Annotated in this window: 15 protein-coding genes, 1 other RNA gene and 1 pseudogene; 12 read left to right on the forward strand and 5 right to left on the reverse strand. The window is 33.8% G+C overall.

What is annotated here, in order from left to right; translation table 11 throughout:
* The first annotated feature begins 38 nt into the window (after window positions 1–38).
* From EWM59_RS02660 to EWM59_RS02705, 10 genes are all read left to right on the forward strand, one after another.
* A complete protein-coding gene (locus tag EWM59_RS02660) occupies window positions 39–1,445 on the forward strand; it encodes a DUF4403 family protein (protein ID WP_130019404.1) in 1,407 nt (468 codons plus the stop codon).
* Window positions 1,446–1,591: 146 nt separating this feature from the next.
* Window positions 1,592–2,000: RNase P RNA component class A (gene rnpB / locus EWM59_RS02665), an RNA gene on the forward strand.
* A 147-nt stretch (window positions 2,001–2,147) separates the two neighbouring features.
* On the forward strand, window positions 2,148–2,687 hold the full coding sequence (locus tag EWM59_RS02670; protein ID WP_130019405.1) for a 30S ribosomal protein S16: 540 nt from the start codon (window positions 2,148–2,150) through the stop codon (window positions 2,685–2,687).
* 84 nt (window positions 2,688–2,771) lie between these two features.
* Window positions 2,772–3,347 (forward strand): ribosome maturation factor RimM, encoded by a 576-nt coding sequence (gene rimM / locus EWM59_RS02675; protein WP_130019406.1) that lies wholly within the window; start codon window positions 2,772–2,774, stop codon window positions 3,345–3,347.
* A gap of 60 nt (window positions 3,348–3,407) precedes the next feature.
* Window positions 3,408–4,082 carry a tRNA (guanosine(37)-N1)-methyltransferase TrmD gene (trmD, locus tag EWM59_RS02680; RefSeq protein WP_130019515.1) on the forward strand — a complete coding sequence of 225 codons (675 nt, stop codon included), beginning with the start codon at window positions 3,408–3,410 and terminating at the stop codon, window positions 4,080–4,082.
* Between the two features lie 265 nt (window positions 4,083–4,347).
* Window positions 4,348–4,680 carry a hypothetical protein gene (locus EWM59_RS02685; protein ID WP_130019407.1) on the forward strand — a complete coding sequence of 111 codons (333 nt, stop codon included), beginning with the start codon at window positions 4,348–4,350 and terminating at the stop codon, window positions 4,678–4,680.
* A 46-nt stretch (window positions 4,681–4,726) separates the two neighbouring features.
* Window positions 4,727–5,101: a hypothetical protein gene (locus tag EWM59_RS02690; RefSeq protein WP_130019408.1), complete on the forward strand. Its 375-nt coding sequence runs from the start codon at window positions 4,727–4,729 to the stop codon at window positions 5,099–5,101.
* 99 nt (window positions 5,102–5,200) lie between these two features.
* Window positions 5,201–5,500, forward strand: coding sequence for a YXWGXW repeat-containing protein (locus EWM59_RS02695; protein ID WP_130019409.1), 300 nt, complete (start codon window positions 5,201–5,203; stop codon window positions 5,498–5,500).
* A 313-nt stretch (window positions 5,501–5,813) separates the two neighbouring features.
* The gene (gene gyrA, locus EWM59_RS02700; RefSeq protein ID WP_130019410.1) at window positions 5,814–8,453 is read left to right on the forward strand and encodes a DNA gyrase subunit A; all 2,640 of its coding nucleotides are present in this window, start codon (window positions 5,814–5,816) and stop codon (window positions 8,451–8,453) included.
* Between the two features lie 117 nt (window positions 8,454–8,570).
* Window positions 8,571–9,680, forward strand: a complete 1,110-nt coding sequence (locus EWM59_RS02705) for a tetratricopeptide repeat protein (RefSeq protein ID WP_130019411.1) — start codon at window positions 8,571–8,573, stop codon at window positions 9,678–9,680.
* Between the two features lie 356 nt (window positions 9,681–10,036).
* Here the strand turns inward: EWM59_RS02705 and EWM59_RS02710 are convergent, their stop codons facing one another.
* Entirely contained in the window at window positions 10,037–10,363 is a 327-nt protein-coding gene (locus EWM59_RS02710; RefSeq protein ID WP_130019412.1) for a hypothetical protein, read from the reverse strand.
* A 60-nt stretch (window positions 10,364–10,423) separates the two neighbouring features.
* Entirely contained in the window at window positions 10,424–11,188 is a 765-nt protein-coding gene (locus tag EWM59_RS02715) for a ParA family protein (RefSeq protein WP_130019413.1), read from the reverse strand.
* A gap of 1,356 nt (window positions 11,189–12,544) precedes the next feature.
* On the opposite strand from EWM59_RS02715, the pseudogene EWM59_RS02720 reads away from it, so the two are divergent.
* A pseudogene (locus EWM59_RS02720) lies at window positions 12,545–12,709 on the forward strand (type I glyceraldehyde-3-phosphate dehydrogenase); the annotation flags it as partial.
* 281 nt (window positions 12,710–12,990) lie between these two features.
* On the opposite strand, the gene EWM59_RS02725 reads toward EWM59_RS02720, so the two are convergent.
* Window positions 12,991–13,422: a helix-turn-helix transcriptional regulator gene (locus EWM59_RS02725; protein ID WP_130019414.1), complete on the reverse strand. Its 432-nt coding sequence runs from the start codon at window positions 13,420–13,422 to the stop codon at window positions 12,991–12,993.
* A gap of 967 nt (window positions 13,423–14,389) precedes the next feature.
* Entirely contained in the window at window positions 14,390–15,199 is an 810-nt protein-coding gene (locus tag EWM59_RS02730) for a 2,3,4,5-tetrahydropyridine-2,6-dicarboxylate N-succinyltransferase (protein ID WP_130019415.1), read from the reverse strand.
* A 579-nt stretch (window positions 15,200–15,778) separates the two neighbouring features.
* On the opposite strand from EWM59_RS02730, the gene gap reads away from it, so the two are divergent.
* Window positions 15,779–16,786 carry a type I glyceraldehyde-3-phosphate dehydrogenase gene (gene gap / locus EWM59_RS02735; RefSeq protein ID WP_130019416.1) on the forward strand — a complete coding sequence of 336 codons (1,008 nt, stop codon included), beginning with the start codon at window positions 15,779–15,781 and terminating at the stop codon, window positions 16,784–16,786.
* Between the two features lie 65 nt (window positions 16,787–16,851).
* On the opposite strand, the gene trmB is transcribed toward gap, so the two are convergent.
* Entirely contained in the window at window positions 16,852–17,505 is a 654-nt protein-coding gene (trmB, locus tag EWM59_RS02740) for a tRNA (guanosine(46)-N7)-methyltransferase TrmB (protein ID WP_130019417.1), read from the reverse strand.
* Window positions 17,506–17,513 lie beyond the last annotated feature (8 nt).

The raw sequence follows: 17,513 nt of genomic DNA on the forward strand, positions 1-17,513 counted from the left end.
TTGTGCGTTTTGCACAAGTTCCCAATTATTTATTCATAATGAAAAAGTCAAACGTATCTGTTCATTTTATAGTAATTGCATTTTTTTGTTCATTTTTAAATGCCAATGCCCAGAAAGCTAATCCGGAAGCTCCGGAGGAAAAGTATTTACAAGATTCTGTTCGTGTGCAAAAAGTTTTTTCAAATATCAGTATCCCGTTCGATATATCAATGAGTGATATTGAAAGGCAGATTAATGTATCTATTGCAGGGCTTATTTACGAAGACAATAGCTATACAGATGGAAATAATGATAATTTTAAATGTAAAGTATGGAAAAAATCTAATATTCTTATTACAGCAGCAACAAATGATGTGTTTGATTTTACTGTACCAATTAAAGTTTGGGCTGAACAAGGTATTGGTGCATTTGGCATAATGAAATATGTTCCAATTGAATTTGAGATGAATTTAAAGTTCTCTACCAAGTTCACGATAAAGCCCGATTGGGCCGTCCAGACTTTTACAACCCCGAATGGATATGAATGGATTACAAAGCCTAAAATAAACATTGGTTTTGATGTACCAATTGACTTTATTGTAGGAAAAATTATTGATAATAACCACACAAGATTTGCAAAGTCGATAGATGAAGCAGTCGCAAAAAACCTTACCATAAAGCCTTACGTGGTTCAAGCTTGGAATGCTGCCTTACAACCTTACCTGGTGTCAAATGAATATAGAACTTGGGTAAGAATTACGCCTTTAGAGATTTTTATGACACCCTTGACTACAGCGGGCAGAGCCGTAAAGTCTGTATTGGGTATTAAAGCATATACAGAAACTATCACCGGCGAGAAACCTGCTGCACCATTATCAGTCAATACAGTGCCTAATCTTAAATTAGTATCAACAATTCCGAATGAGTTTCAGGTTGGTCTTATGAGTGATGTGCCGTTTGTGGAAGCAGCATCAGTGGCAAAAAAAATGTTTATTGGTAAGACCTATGATTTTAAAGAGGGAAAATACAAAATCGAGATAACAGATTTGGATATTTATGGAAGCAATGAGTTTCTGGTAATTAAGGCTGATGTGAAGGGGAATCTGAAAGGAACGATTTATATCAAAGGCATTCCGGTTTATAATCCGGCAAAGAAGAGTATCGTGTTGAGCAATACACAATTTGACATAAAGACAAAGAATATTTTAGCGAGAGCAGCAGCATGGGTGCTGGAAGGACGAATGGTGAAAATGATAGAAGAAGAATATGGGCTACCTGTAGATGAGTTGCTGGGATATGCTAAACAAAATGTTGAAACAGCTATGAATAGTGAATATAGAAAAGGGGTGCGATTAAGCGGAAAGATTGATAGTGTATTGCCGGATAAAGTTTATCTGACACCCTCAAGCATTGTAGCAGTTGTTTTAGCTAAAGGAAAAGTTGAGTTAAAAGTAGATGGTTTATAATTGAATTACTTCGTATAATAATTAAATAAAACTTTTTTAGCGAGGTTTTGCTATGGCACCGCTTAGTCAGTTAAATATTTTTGATAGGTATCAGCAGTGATATAAGTTGCATTATATACAAGTATCAGTTAGTTTTGTATTAAGAAAAAGTAAGCCGTCTTATCGCTGCTTTTGGGATACCCCGATAAAGTTGAGGAAAGTCCGAACAGTGCAGAGCATCATGCTACCTAACGGGTAGGGGATAATTGAGTGATTGATTATCTACAGCCAGTACCACAGAAAATATACCGCCTTCGGGTAAGGGTGAAAAGGTGGAGTAAGAGCCTACCGCTTGTGTTGGCAACAATCAAGGCATGGTAAACCTCATGAACTGAAAGACCAAATAAACCGACAAGAGCAATCGTAAGATTGTTTAAAAGGCTGCTCGCCTGAGTCGGAGGGTAGGTTGATAGAAATAATAGGCGACTATTATTCCAGATAAATGATAAGACTTTAATGAATATCTTATGGAGAATCATTAAACGACAGAATTCGGCTTATAGGCTTACTTCTTCTTTATTAATAGTGTGTATAAAAATACGAAAGAACAAGTAATTTGCTAAAAAAACCTTGTGAAACTTTGATTTTACAAGGGTTTTTTATACTTTTGCAGTCCCAAAAATGCGGAAAGGGGACGGGCTCCCCATTAAAAAACAAATAACAATGGCAGTTAAAATCAGATTAGCAAAAAGAGGACGTAAGAAAGCACCATTATATGATATCGTGGTAGCTGACGCTCGCTCACCACGTGATGGTAAGTTTATTGAGAAATTGGGTCAGTATAATCCTCAATCTACCCCGGCGGGTATTACATTGAAAGATGACAGAGCTTTGTATTGGTTAATGGTTGGTGCTGAACCAACAGACACCACACGCAAAATTTTGTCGGTAAAAGGTATAATGTTTAAAAAGCATTTACAAATAGGTGTTGATAAAGGTGCTATTACACAAGAAGTAGCAGATGCACGTTTTGAGTCTTGGTCGAAAGACAAACAAGAAAAACGTGAGTCGAGAATTGCTAAATTAACAGAAGGTAAAGATAGTATCAAGAAAGCGGCCTTAGAAGCAGAACGTAAAAAACGTGCTGATATGGAAGCGGCTCAACAAAAAGCCCAAGCTGAAGCCGAAGCGGCAGCAAATCCGACTGAAGCTAGTGAAGAAGCTCCTTCAGCCGAAACTACTGAAGAGTCAGCAGAAGCATAAGCTTTTCTTAGAAAGAAGTTCTAAAGAAATGATAGAGAATCCTCGCCCAAAAGCGGGGATTTTTATATTAAACTTGATAAAGATATGACCAAAGAGGATTGTTATTTATTAGGCAAGATAACTAAAACACATGGGCTTAAAGGGGAACTGGCCATTTGGCTTGATGTTGATTACCCGGAAGACTATGAAGAGTTAGACTCCGTACTATTAGAAATAAAAGGAGAACTGGTGCCACACTTTGTGGAAGAAATACAAATCAGACCTAATAAATCAATTATTAAGTTTGAGGATATTGACACTATTGAAGAAGCGCAGAAACTGGTAAATTGTGATATTTACCTGCCTGAAGATAATTTGCCTGAACTGGAAGATGATGACCAGTTCTATTACCATGAAATTATTAGTTATGATGTGATTGATGAAGAAAAGGGTAAATTAGGAAAAGTACTGGCTGTATATACTTCAGACAGACAAGATCTGATTGCTATGCAATATGAAGGCAAAGAAATATTGATTCCGATTGATGATGATATTGTAAAGACTGTGAACAGAGAGAAAAAGGAGCTTTATACTAATCTTCCAAATGGTTTGTTAGAAGTATATTTAGAAGATAGCACTTCTCAGGAACCTGATGACGATGATACAGAAGAACATCAATAAGTAACTATGAAAATTCAGAATAAAGAAAATACCAGTCATTCAGGTGATGACAGTAGTGGTATTCGTATTGATATCATTTCATGTGTGCCTCGTTTATTAGATAGTTATTTCGACCATTCTATTCTGAAACGAGCAAAAGAAGCAGGTCATGCGCAGGTAATTATTCATGATTTGAGGGATTATTCTGAAAACAAACATCGTCAAGTAGATGATTATGCTTTTGGTGGTGGCGCTGGAATGGTATTAGGCATTGAGCCAATTGCTAAATGTATCCGTCATTTACAATCATTCAGGATCTATGATGAAATTCTCTATATGACGCCCGATGGCGATGTATTTGACCAGAGGACAGCAAATAGATTATCAATGACTAAAAACCTGATTATTCTCTGTGGACATTATAAAGGTATAGATGAACGTGTAAGAGAACATTTTATTACCAAGGAGGTTTCAATCGGAGATTATGTTTTATCTGGCGGTGAATTACCTGCTGCGGTTGTCTCTGATGCCATTATAAGATTAATTCCAGGAGTGCTCAATGATGAAACTTCGGCTTTAACAGATTCTTTTCAGGATAACCTTTTAGCTCCACCAGTTTATACAAGGCCTGCAGAGTTTGAAGGATTAAAGGTCCCTGAGATACTTTTGTCTGGTCACGAAAAAAAAATTAACGACTGGCGTCTGGAGCAATCTATTAAACGTACACAAGAAAGAAGACCAGATTTGCTTAAATAACTGCTACAAATAATCAAAAGCTTTGCTTATCAGCATTCTATTATCCATACCATTCCCATTTATTTAACTTTTAAGCGGCTTAATTCTTTCTAATGGGTAATTAATTCTACACTATTTATTTAAAAAATAGCCAAGAAACTCTTTTGTGGTTATGGCTTGATTTTTTTGTTATTATGTCCAAATACGAATAGTTAATTACAACAAATATTAGATTATCGTATTTAGCAACTAATTAATTCCATAATAACTTAAATTATTTAAAAACATGAAAAAGAATTTTTGTTCTTCGATCGTAGCACTTGTATTAACTTTATTTATCTCTATTAGTGCTAATGCTGCTACACCGTCTGCTACTACAGAAAATCCAGCTAAGATTTCAAAGAAAGAAAAATTGATGGGCTCTGAAGAGGGTAAAGCCATCTTATCAAGATTAGAAGAAATTAAAGCAATGGATAAGTCAGAAATGACTGCCAAAGAAAAAAGAGAATTACGTAAAGAGGTGAGAGCATTGAAAACCCAAGCAGCGCAATTAGGTGGGGGTGTATATATTTCTGCCGGTGCCTTGATTGTGATTCTACTTCTTATCCTTTTATTGTAAGAGGGTTATTATTGTAAGAGGGTTAAATATAAGAAAAGGAGGAGTTATGAAAACTGATCAAAAGCCTAAGGAAAAGGCAAAAGAGACTGAATTTCCAGGATATCCGTTATATCCAGCTTCAGAAGATATTTACAGCAGGGGGATTAAAGAAGATAATATTGATCCTGAAAATGTAGATAAACTGAAACAACCCAATGATAAATCACGTAACGATTGGAATGAAGGCGATTATGCTCATCAGGGAACCGGAGATGATTTAGATGTACCCGGCTCAGAATACGATGATGAAGAGGAAGAAATAGGTCTTGAAGACGAAGAGAATAATTATTATAGTTTAGGAGGTGATAATCATTCTGAAGAAGTTAATACAGATTTAGTACAAGATGACTCCGAAGACCAGGATCAATCAAGAATAGATTAATTAAGCCTTGTAAGCTAATAATAAATCTTTCGCACGATTAGCCAAACAACGAAAACCAAGCTACTAATAAAGCTATGGGGTTTTTAAATAAGAGACGCCATGAAAATTTTAAATAAACTATTTCTATTGGGAGTATTTGCTCTTCCAATTGGATTGGCTGGTTGCTCAGGTGAGATTATAACAACACCCCCTCCGGCCGCCGTAGTTGAAACTATGCCAGCTCCACCATCACCTTCTTATGTCTGGATTCCCGGACATTATGTTGCCAGAGGAGGGGTCTATACCTGGAGAAATGGATACTATAGACCAGCTCCACGTTACAGAAAAGTATGGGTTCCAAGCCGATATGTACAAACGTCAAGGGGCTACGTGTATAGGAGGGGGCATTGGAGAAGATAAGGTTTAACGAGTAAAAATTTAAGGCTTAGAAAAGATTATCTTGTGTTAAACAAGTGATTTTTTTTAAGCCTTTTTTGTATTAAATGTATTTATTTATATAAAATGTATTGCCTTATAAATAGTATATTACTTTATGTTTGTATATATGTTATAAATAATACTATACTTATATTATTTATTCGATATTAATACTTAAAAATCTTGTTAGTCTATGATTATTTTATTAAATTTGTATAACTACTATTGAGAATAGTACAACGATATAGTTAAAAAGTTATATTTATCCTTCTAAAAAAAGAAAATTTTAAGGCTAATGGCTGAGGAAACAGAAAATCTAATCCCAGAATCTTCCAACAACGGCACAATTATCCCAATCAACATCGAAGACGAAATGCGTGGAGCATACATTGATTATTCAATGTCTGTTATTATCTCACGTGCTTTACCTGATGTTAGAGATGGACTTAAACCCGTTCACCGCCGTGTATTGTACGGTATGGCAGAACTTGGCGTATATCACAATCGCCCTTATAAAAAATCAGCACGTATAGTAGGAGAGGTGCTTGGTAAATACCACCCACATGGAGATGCATCGGTATATGATACCATGGTTCGTATGGCTCAGGAGTGGTCTTTGCGTTATACTTTGGTAGATGGGCAAGGTAATTTTGGGTCAATTGATGGCGATTCACCTGCCGCAATGCGTTATACAGAGGCACGTTTGAAGCGAATAGCGGAAGAAATGCTTGCCGATATTAATAAAGAAACTGTTGATTTTCAGCCTAATTTTGATGATTCCTTAGAAGAACCCTCAGTGATGCCGGGTAAAATACCCAACCTTTTATTGAACGGTTCAGCAGGTATTGCAGTAGGTATGGCTACAAATATGGCACCTCATAATTTATCTGAGGTGGTTGATGGTATTGCCGCCTATGTGGATAATACAGAAATTACGGTTGAAGAATTAATGCACCATATTAAAGCACCTGATTTTCCTACTGGAGCTATTATATACGGCTACAGTGGTGTAAAGTCGGCATTTGAAACCGGTAGAGGACGTATAGTGTTACGTTCTGTGGCTAATTTTGAAGTATCTAAAACCGGTAAAGACCAGATTGTAGTTACTGAGATTCCATATATGGTTAATAAGGCCATGATGATTGAGAAAACAGCTCAGTTAATTAATGAAAAGAAAATTGAGGGAATTTCAGACATCAGAGATGAGTCTGACAGAGATGGTATGCGTATCGTATATGACTTACGTAAGGATGCTGTACCTAATGTGGTACTGAACAATCTGTATAAATATACTCAACTTCAATCATCTTTCAGTATTAATAACGTGGCGCTTGTAAAAGGTCGGCCGGTTACCTTGAATCTGAAAGATATGATTCGCTATTATGTGGAGCATCGTCTGGAAATTATTACCAGACGTACGCAATATGATTTAAAAGAGGCTGAAAAAAGAGCACATATTTTAATCGGACTTCTGATTGCATTAGATTATATAGATGCAGTAATTACACTCATTCGTAGGTCAAAAGACGCAGATGAAGCCAGAACTGGATTAATGCAAGGCGATTTCATGACTGCTCAGCAGAAAGAAAAATTCTTGACAGAAGGTTTACAACGCTTGCAGATTGTTGATGAGTTGAGTACTGATGCAGAAAGTGGGAATATCTTAAGCGAAGTGCAGGCAAAAGCTATTCTGGATATGCGTTTGCAACGTTTGGTAGGACTGGAAAGAGATAAGTTAAATGCTGAATTTGAAGAAATCAAAAACCTGATTGAAGACCTACGTGCCATTTTAGGGTCAGAAGAAAGAAAAAGGATTATTATCAAAGAAGAGTTGGCGGAGTTAAAAGCCCGCTATGGTGATGAAAGACGTTCTAAAATTGAAATGGCTGCAGGAGAATTCAGTATCGAAGATATGATTCCAGATGATGAAATGCTTGTAACTATTTCACATCAGGGATATATCAAACGTACAGCATTGCAGGAGTATAGAACACAGGGGAGAGGTGGTACTGGCTCAAGAGGTGTTAAAACAAAAGACGAGGACTATACCGAGCATTTGTTTGCTGCCACAAATCATAATTATCTTTTATTCTTTACTAAAAAAGGTAAACTTTTTTGGTTGAGAGTATTTGAAATACCTGAAGGTAGTAAAACAGCTAAAGGAAGAGCCATTCAGAACCTGATTAATATTGAATCTGATGATAAGATTCAGGCTGTTCTGAACGTAACTACACTTACTGATGAAGACTATATTAATAACAATTATATAGTCATGTGTACAGAAGACGGTACTGTAAAGAAAACACTTTTAGAAGCTTATTCTCGGCCACGTCAGGGAGGAATTATTGCTATTAATATTAATGAAGGCGATAACCTGCTGGATGTAGCGCTTACTAATGGAGACAATAATATAGTAATAGCCGCCAAAAATGGTAAAGTAGTTCGTTTTCACGAATCGGGTACACGCCCAATGGGACGTACAGCCACAGGTGTAAGAGGTATCAGTCTGGAAGGAGATGACAAGGTAATTGGAATGGTTTGTGTTTCAAGAGCTGATACACAGCTACTGGTTGTTTCAGAAAAAGGTTACGGAAAACGCTCTGATATAGAAGATTATCGTATTACGTCAAGAGGTGCAAAAGGTGTGAAAACATTGAATATTACCGATAAGACGGGTACATTGGTTGCCATAAAAGAGGTAACAGATGATGATGATTTGATGATTATTACTAAAAATGGTATTGCTATTCGTATTAAAATTGCAGATCTGAGAGTTATGGGGCGTAATACACAGGGAGTAAGGCTTATTAGATTAAATGATACAGATGATATTGCTTCGGTTACTCGTATTATTCGTGAAGAAGACGAGGAAGAAACTGCAGAAGGTGGAGACAATTCAGGTGTATCAACCGAGACAGAAACGTCAGTAGAGTAGGGGAGTATGTCGAGTTTTTATGTTAATACTTTGTTAATTTCCCGAAAATATATATTTTTCGGGAAATAATATTGTCTAACCCTAAACGTTTAAGTATTTTAAAAAATCAACTCAAATATGAAAAAAACCATTTTTGTGTCTGTCTTATCAATGGTTACGGCAGGCGTATTTGCACAAGCAGGACTTGATAATCAGCTTCGCGATGCACAATGTAAATCAGCAGCTGATGAAATAGCAAAAGGTGAAAAAGCAAGTCTGGATGCTAAAAAAGGTGCAAAATCTTCAACCTGGGTTAAACTTGCTACTGCTTATGAAGATATGGCTATTAATTGCGGTAAAGACTCAATGGCATCAGAAAAAGCATACAATACTTACAAAAAGGCACTGGAAGTTGAAGCAGGAGGGAAAGGTGCTAAAGATATTGAGGCCGCTTTAACGAGTCAGAAAATCTATTCAGCATTAATGCAACAAGGCGCAGGTTTCTATAATTCTAAAAATTTCCCAAATGCGCTTAAATTGTTCAGATTAGCTTCTGAAGTAAATCCTAAAGATACCACTGCAGCATTGTATTCAGGTATAGTAGGACAACAAGCCAAAGATAACGAGGCTGCTAAAATTTACTTTAATAAGTTTATTGAACAGGGAGGTAAAGATCCGGCTGTATTCTATAGTTTATCAGAAATCTACAAAGGTGAAAAAAATACAGCTAAAGCAGTAGAAGTATTAAAAAAAGGCATTACTGCTAATCCTAATGATAAAGACTTGAAGGGATCTCTTGTAAACGTTCAATTATCAAGCGGAAATTCAGACGAAGCAATTGCTGAATTGAAGAAATTAGTAGATTCAGACCCTAATAATATAAATAATATGCTAAATCTGGCAATTCTTTATGATAATAGCGGTAAGAAAGAGGAAGCATTAGAGCTTTATAAGAAAGTTATGGCTATAGACCCAACTAATTATGACTGTAACTTTAATTTAGGCGTTTATTACTTCAATCAAGCTGTAAAAATTAAAGAAGAAGTAGATAAAATGGATATGAAAGAGTATCAAAAAAGTGGTAAAGCAATAGAAGATAAAGCATGTGCTAAATTCGCTGAGGCAAAACCATACTTTGATACGTGTAAGGCTGTCAGAGACAAAGAAGGAAAAGCACTTGAAGAAGATTTAACTAATAGTCTGACAAGTTTAACTACAGTTCTTGAGCAGTGTGCAAAACGCAAATAAAGAATCGGATAAAACGAAAAAAGCCCTTAGAAACAACTCTAAGGGCTTTTTTATTGGGTTATATAAATCTTAATGAACTATCTTTTGTCCTATATTTTTGAGTCTCAGTATGGAGAATATTCAGACTTTGCTTAGAATAATTATATTATAATGAAAATAATTTGTTAAATCATATAATGTATTAATAGGATAGGTTTAAATTTCCTATTTAACATAATATAAATTATATAACATATATTTTAATCTATTCTACAGGGGAAAAGGTGTGGAAAATAAAAAATCCACGTGGAACATTTGTTGATAATTTGTTAAATTCTTTTTCTCTCCTTCTGAAATCTGTGTAAGAAAAAATATTCTTAATTAAGAAAAGCTTTTAATGCTTTTGGTTTTCGCCCAACTTTTTTACGCATTTTAACTTTCTCTGGCCGTTCCTTTATCTTCTTATCTTCAAAGAACACGCCTAAGGCTTCAATAATTATATCCTTTTGCGACATGCCTTCCCAGTAACCATAATCTTTCATGGTTTCAACCAATTCGTTCGGACAATCGAATGTAACTTTAGTTGATGGCCCGTTGTCTTGTAGAGCAGCTATCGCTGCCGGCTGATTAACTGTTGCCGTAGATTGTTCAGTATTTTTTGTAGGAACTAAACTTTCAAAGGTGAAATTTTTATTCTTTGCCATTTTTTTTAATTTAATTTGATACAGACGATTCTCAACAAGTTGATTTTAATAATATTCTGCTTAATTATTAATACTTTTTAGAATCTCTTTTGTTAATTGATAATAATCCATAGCACCATTGCTTTCCGGTGAGTAAGAAAAAATATCTTTTCCGTTTGCCTGAGCTTCAGAAATAGCAATATTATCTCTGATAGTTGTAGTAAAAAATGAACTGCCTAATTGCTGTTTTGTAGCTTCGATAATATCGTTACTAAGTTTCTTGTTTATTCGAGGATTATACCTGGTCGCAAAAACACCACCTAATTTGGTCTGAGGACTAATAAGTTGTAGTTCTGAAGAATAATTTAAGAAATTCCTGAGCCCTTCATAACTTAAAAATTCTGCTTGTAGAGGCACTAAATAAATGTCGCAGGCTATAAGCGCAACTCTTGTCATTCCTGAAAGTGTGGGAGGACAATCAATCATAATGTAATCATAGTTCTTTTTTACTTTCTCTAATAGTAGCTTTAGGTTGAAAGGAAATACCGGTGAGGCTTTGATTGCATCTTCTTTTGAATTAAGCTCGGCGGCGCTGGGTAATAAATCTCCTATTGCTGTATTTATTACAATACTTTCAAAAGGAAATTCGCCACTCAGGTAATTACCTACATGGTTCTTTCCAACCTGGGATTCCTGAACACCAAAACATCTTGTAAGACTGGCTTGTCCGTCAAGGTCAATGAACAGTACACGAGCATTTGCAAATTTCTGAAAGGCAGCACCAAGATTTTGAGTAGAGGTGGTTTTACCCACTCCCCCTTTGTTGTTTACTACACTAATGGTCATTGTATATAAGAATAATATTGTGCAGCAATATAGAACAAATCATTCGTAGTAACAATATTAATTAATAACTTATTATAGTTAATAATATCTTTATAATATGTATAGAATGTTTTTATAGAGGTAATTGTAATAAATATATAATTCTTATAAAATATAAATACTTATCTATAAGTAATAATGGTATTTTAATTAATAAAAAAAGTAAAATACATACTTATATTAAATAATGTTATAATTTATATATACTTATTTTATTATCAATATATAATAAACTTATAATTTTTATGAAACTTATTTAATTAATGGTATGTATAATTAATTAATTAAGTTTTAAACTTAATAAAAGTATTTAATTTATAATATGTATTATTTCAATAATAAAGATAATATGTATAAATAATAGTATTATTATGATAAGTATAAATAAATCTAAAAATAAAAATATATTTTGAATGCATAATAAGTATATAATGTTTAATAAGTTTATTTATGTACTAATAGTATAGTTTGTATTTGCAACTCATTATATAGGTTGTTTTAATGAGCTTAGCTGCCAAAATGAGCTACTACCCTATTTGATATGTGAAGTTGCCTTAAATCGAAGATTTGGTGCCTTAAAAAGGGTTGCTTTCTAAGTGTTTTAAAGCGAAGATTAAAAGTTATTCTTAATGAATAAAATTAGATATTTCAATAACTACAATAATTTGTAAGATTAATAAATCTACTTTACACAAAACGATACCTTAGCAACTAATAAAATAGAGTAATGTGTTCTCAAATAATTTATCAAAAATACTTAGTCTGATAAATCGGCAGAGCGAAAACTTAAGTTCAAAAACATTGCTCCTGATTTCTTCTGTATTTCCCTTCTTTGAATTTAGTCAGAAAGATTTAAAATTCATTTGCGTTTTAAGATCTATCAAGTGTACTAAACTTACAATCTAAAGGCCGGAAGATTTTTCAAATTACAGTTATGAGAATATTAACTCATCAAATAATTATCGAGAGGAAGATTATAAGTAATAGGCTTAGAGAAGTAAGCTATCTCTTTAATTTTATAATGGCTACATGGAGCAATTAGCTATAAGGTTTATTTAATGGTCTTAACTCTGATTTGAATAAATTTAAAAATCTGAAACTTAAGTTTATCTGAACTACCTGCTGAAGGCTTCATTGAAGCCGCTCTAAGGAAACTACTATTGTTTAAGATTTTTGCTGGCAATTAAATTAATGAGGACTCAGCTTTCAAGCTTCCTTGAGATAATATATAAAAGGCAATTGGTAAGACAACCTAAGCTGAATAAGATAGAATGTTTTTTTATTTAACTATCTATTTCGTTTCTTCTACGGATGTTCGCTCCCCATGCCAAAGGCGATTTACGCAGACTAAGAAATGCTGCTAATATAGTTCCTAATAGTACTGGTGCAGCAAAAGCTATTGGCTTGGTATTACCTGAATTGAAAGGTAAACTTGACGGAGGTGCTCAACGTGTTCTAACAACTACTGGAAGTTTAACAGACAAGGCATTATTAAAATCTTTGTAATACGAAAAGTAAGAAGTAGCATCTTACTCTATTAGCCTTGGAGCAACTCACGAACTATAAAACTTTAATGGAGAATTGATTAGACTTTATAGTTTGCATGATTTACCTTTTCGTCAAAAACTGATTCAATTCAATTAAGTATAATAGCTTGGTGAAATTTTGAATAAACATGCAACTGGAGTTTAGAATGAAATTCAATCAATCACACCAAGCTAAAACATAGTCTTCTTTTGTTTATCCGACACTCTGACAAATTGTCATGTATTGCTCGACTCAAAAACCTGAGTATTTCCATCCGTATAAACAACAATAATTCTTGCTACATTACCATGCCCGAAATTAGGCAAAATTGTGCTGCTGAGATTTTGTTGTGGTGTAGCATTATCCGCAATTTTCCTTTCAAGCGATTCTCGGGAGGCAAATATAGGCCTCTTTTGTTGTGTAACTGCTTGATTATTAGTGACTTGTGATAATGCTTGAGTCTCATTTTCTTCATCTTCTAAAAACCAATCGAAGCCAAGTTCAGGGTATCTTTTGTAAATTTTTTGAACAATCTCTAAACTGGGCTTATTTCTGTCAGATAAAATGTGTGATATGCTCGGTCTGGGCACTCCAATTTCATCTGCAAACTTAGTAGAGGTCAAATCTTTGTCATTAATAAATCGGCGAATCTTCTCATTTAATTTCATAAACAGTTTACAATTATATTTATAAATAATAGATGTAAACAAAAGTAAACACTAATTCTAAATGTTAATTAACAATTATAAACATCACATTACAAATATAAATTGTTTAAAAATGAAAACCAAATACTTTTGTAAATATATTTGTATAGATGTAAACAGTATGTGTTTACATATGAAATATAATTGTTAATAGCCTTATTTTCAATGAATTATATGATTTAATATGTGTTTATAAGAAGTAGAAGATAAGTTATAAGTAGCGTAGAGTGCTCTCATTGAAATTTCGGAGGACGAAACACAAATCACACAGTATGGAAAAAAGCTTATTAGGATAAATTCAACCTATATTTAATAATGTCAAGAAAAAAAAGAATAATATTTACAAACGGAGCTTGTTTATTAATAGATGTAAACTAAATTTGTATCACGCTTACGTGCTTTCAAACATAATTCATTAAAGATAAATTTAAGTAAAGGTTTAATTTGTAGGTAGAAATGCCAACAATTTGGGATTCAATCGTCAGAAAGTCCTATCTTCTTTTAGATTGGGCTTTTTTTATTTTAGTACTATCAAAAGGCCTATGTTTAGTTTATAACTATTTAGCCCTTTTTTATTGAAGTATATATGGCAAGTAAAATGTGATAGAAAATAGAAAACGCTAAAGGTAAATCCAGACTCGGAGTTAATAGATAATCTCAATTAATAGCAACCTTATGTTTTATTTATATAGACAAACTGACAGTATATTATATGACTAACTATTTAAGCATGGATAGCGTCCTTTATTTTTCCTCCTTAAAGGTTTAATGTATATCTAAATCTCTTGGTTATTTTCTTAATAATGAAATTGACTCTACACATAAATAGTTTAATTCTCTTTAATGAAGTATGTATTCTGGCCTAACTCGTAACAAAAAAGGCAGTAGTTGATTACTACCGCCTTTATAAGGTCAATTTAAAATTAATTCAGACTGAGACGTTATTTTCTCTCAGTGCTTCATTCAGAGAGGTCTTAAGGTCTGTACTTGCTTTTCTCTGGCCTATGATAAGGGCACAAGGTACTCCAAAATCTCCGGCAGGATATTTTTTAGGTAGCATGCCAGGGATAACTACAGAGTTATCAGGAACATAACCAATGTACTCCTGGCCGGTATTAACATCGATAATTTTAGAACTACTGGTAATAGTTACTCCTGCTCCTAAGACGGCTCTTTTGCCTATCCTTGCTCCTTCTACAACTATACAACGGGAGCCAATAAATGCCCCGTCTTCAATGATTACCGGAGAGGCCTGTGCAGGCTCTAAAACGCCTCCAATGCCTACGCCACCACTTAAATGTACATCTTGCCCTATTTGAGCGCAACTACCTACTGTAGCCCAGGTATCTACCATAGTTCCTGAATCTACATACGCCCCTATATTAACATAAGAAGGCATTAGAATAACTCCTTTAGCTAAATAAGACCCATATCTCGCTACTGCGGGAGGAACCACCCTTACACCAATCTTATCGTATCCTGTTTTTAATTTCATTTTATCATGATATTCGAAGATGCCTACTTCCTGAATATTCATTTGTTGCAGAGGAAAATATAGTATAATGGCTTTCTTTACCCAATCATTTGTGGTCCAGGTTCCATCTTCATTAGGATTAGAGACGCGGATGATTCCCTCGTTTAATTGGTTAATTATTTCTTCAATTGCATTTTTAGTAGCGGGGTCATTAATTAATGAGCGATCTTCCCAAGCAGATTCTATAACTGTTTTTAAAGACATTTTATGGTTATTTAAAATATTAATATAAAAATTATAAAGTGTTTATAGTCAATTATTTATGATTAAATTTTAAGTATTTTTTAAGTAAATATAAATAAATTAGTGACATTTACTATACATAAATACAAAGGTAAGATAATATATTTAAAAAACACAGATGCGGTTCTAAGGTTGTCAGTATTTTAAGTAGTGCTGCATTGCATGCATCTCTCCCCTACTAATTATATCAAAGCAAAAACTGAGATAGCAATTAAACCTATGATAAAACATTTAAATCATTCAGCGATTGCTCTGTTTTTCTGGTTACAGAAGCATTTTTTGCAATATAAATCAACGATTAAACTCGAATAATGCAAAATCATTAAATGGTCAGATTAAAACTAAAATATAATAGTCATAATTAACTAATATTTTTAGTTTTAATTACTAATTAATATTTAGCTTTTTGGTTAAAATTACTAAAAATATTAGTAAACACTAATTAGTAATTAATTATTCTACATTCATTTATTGTCTTTCATTAATATAAAAATCTTCTTAACTTGCACTATCGTACCACTTAAACCAAATTATTTTAAAATGTCACAAATAAAGGTAGCTATTAATGGGTTTGGACGAATTGGAAGACTCGCCTATCGTCAAATTTATAATATGGATGGAATTGATGTAGTTGCAATTAATGATTTAACCAGCCCATCAGCTCTTGCTCATTTGCTAAAATATGACAGTGCTCAAGGTAGATTTGATGCAGAAGTAAAATCTACAGATAATAGCATTCTCGTTAATGGAGAAGAAATCAAAATTTATGCTCAAAAGAATCCGGCAGAAATTCCTTGGGGAACTCATGAAGTGGATGTAGTTTTAGAATGTACTGGATTTTTTACTGATAAAGATAAAGCTGCCGCACATTTAACGGCCGGAGCAAAACGAGTTATTATTAGTGCTCCTGCTACAGGAGATTTAAAAACTATCGTATTCAATGTAAATCATGAAATACTTGATGGTAGTGAAACTATTATTAGTTGTGCAAGTTGTACTACCAACTGTTTAGCCCCAATGGCCAAAGCACTTAATGACACATTTGGAATTATATTAGGTAGTATGACTACTGTTCATGCTTATACAAACGACCAAAATACGTTAGATGCTCCACATGCGAAGGGTGATTTACGTAGAGCGAGAGCTGCTGCTGCCAATATAGTTCCAAATAGCACTGGTGCAGCAAAAGCTATTGGCTTAGTTTTACCTGAATTGAAAGGTAAACTTGATGGTGGTGCTCAACGTGTTCCAACAATTACAGGAAGTTTAACTGAATTAACAACTGTTTTAGATAAAACTGTAACTGTTCAAGAAGTTAATGCGGCAATGAAGGCAGCAAGCAATGAAAGTTTCGGCTATACCGAAGATGAAATTGTGAGCAGTGATATTATTGGTATTAACTTTGGAAGTTTATTTGATGCCACTCAAACCAAAGTTGTTACCGTTGGTGACAAACAATTAGTTAAAACTGTGAGCTGGTACGATAATGAAATGAGTTATGTGAGTCAATTAGTTAGAACGGTAAAGTACTTTGCTACACTCATATAGTATTAGTTTAACAGTAAAAAAGGTCGATTTCAAGATTTTATAATCCTAAAATCGACCTTTTTCTTTTATGGTTTGGCAGCTAAATAATTTATTTTAAATCCTTTTTCAACGAATAATCTTTCGTAATGTGTCACTATGTAATGATGTTCTGCTAACAATTCAGAATTATATAAATCAGTGGTATACCTTAATATAGTGTAATTAGCCTCTACAAATGTCTTTAAGGAGTACTCAAAAAGACCACAATTGTCTGTTTTGAAGTAGAAATTTCCATTCGATTTTAAAACTTTCCGATACAAATTCAGGTAATTAGTATTGGTTAGTCGCTTCTTTTCTTCTTTGTCTCTTGGTTGTGGGTCAGGATGAATAAGCCAAATTTCATCAACTTCTTGTTCTTTAAAAAATTCCTCCAAAAAGGCAATTGGAGTTCGCAAAAATGCCACATTTTTCAATCCTGCTTCTATAGCTCTCTTGCTACCGCGAGCAATCCTATCGCCTTTGATATCTATCCCAATGAAATTTTTTTCAGGAAATTTCTTAGCTAATCCAACAGTATATTCTCCTTTCCCACATGCTAATTCTAACACGATTGGATTATCATTTCTAAAATACTCTTTTCTCCATTGACCTTTTACGATAGTATATAATTCCTTCCCTCTCTCAATTACATTATCAGCCTGAGCATTGTGTATAAATCTGGGTAATTTTTGTCGTGCCACTCTCCTAC

It is taken from the genome of Emticicia agri, assembly GCF_004168285.1.
Taxonomy (GTDB): Bacteria; Bacteroidota; Bacteroidia; order Cytophagales; family Spirosomataceae; genus Emticicia; species Emticicia agri.

Coding starts and splice junctions, on each gene's coding strand:
- EWM59_RS02660 (WP_130019404.1), top strand. CDS start 39: ATGAAAAAGTCAAACGTATCTGTTCATTTTATAGTAATTGCATTTTTT.
- EWM59_RS02685 (WP_130019407.1), top strand. CDS start 4,348: ATGAAAAAGAATTTTTGTTCTTCGATCGTAGCACTTGTATTAACTTTA.
- EWM59_RS02710 (WP_130019412.1), bottom strand. CDS start 10,363: ATGGCAAAGAATAAAAATTTCACCTTTGAAAGTTTAGTTCCTACAAAA.
- EWM59_RS02695 (WP_130019409.1), top strand. CDS start 5,201: ATGAAAATTTTAAATAAACTATTTCTATTGGGAGTATTTGCTCTTCCA.
- EWM59_RS02730 (WP_130019415.1), bottom strand. CDS start 15,199: ATGTCTTTAAAAACAGTTATAGAATCTGCTTGGGAAGATCGCTCATTA.
- gap (WP_130019416.1), top strand. CDS start 15,779: ATGTCACAAATAAAGGTAGCTATTAATGGGTTTGGACGAATTGGAAGA.
- rimM (WP_130019406.1), top strand. CDS start 2,772: ATGACCAAAGAGGATTGTTATTTATTAGGCAAGATAACTAAAACACAT.
- EWM59_RS02690 (WP_130019408.1), top strand. CDS start 4,727: ATGAAAACTGATCAAAAGCCTAAGGAAAAGGCAAAAGAGACTGAATTT.
- EWM59_RS02705 (WP_130019411.1), top strand. CDS start 8,571: ATGAAAAAAACCATTTTTGTGTCTGTCTTATCAATGGTTACGGCAGGC.
- EWM59_RS02725 (WP_130019414.1), bottom strand. CDS start 13,422: ATGAAATTAAATGAGAAGATTCGCCGATTTATTAATGACAAAGATTTG.
- EWM59_RS02670 (WP_130019405.1), top strand. CDS start 2,148: ATGGCAGTTAAAATCAGATTAGCAAAAAGAGGACGTAAGAAAGCACCA.
- gyrA (WP_130019410.1), top strand. CDS start 5,814: ATGGCTGAGGAAACAGAAAATCTAATCCCAGAATCTTCCAACAACGGC.
- EWM59_RS02715 (WP_130019413.1), bottom strand. CDS start 11,188: ATGACCATTAGTGTAGTAAACAACAAAGGGGGAGTGGGTAAAACCACC.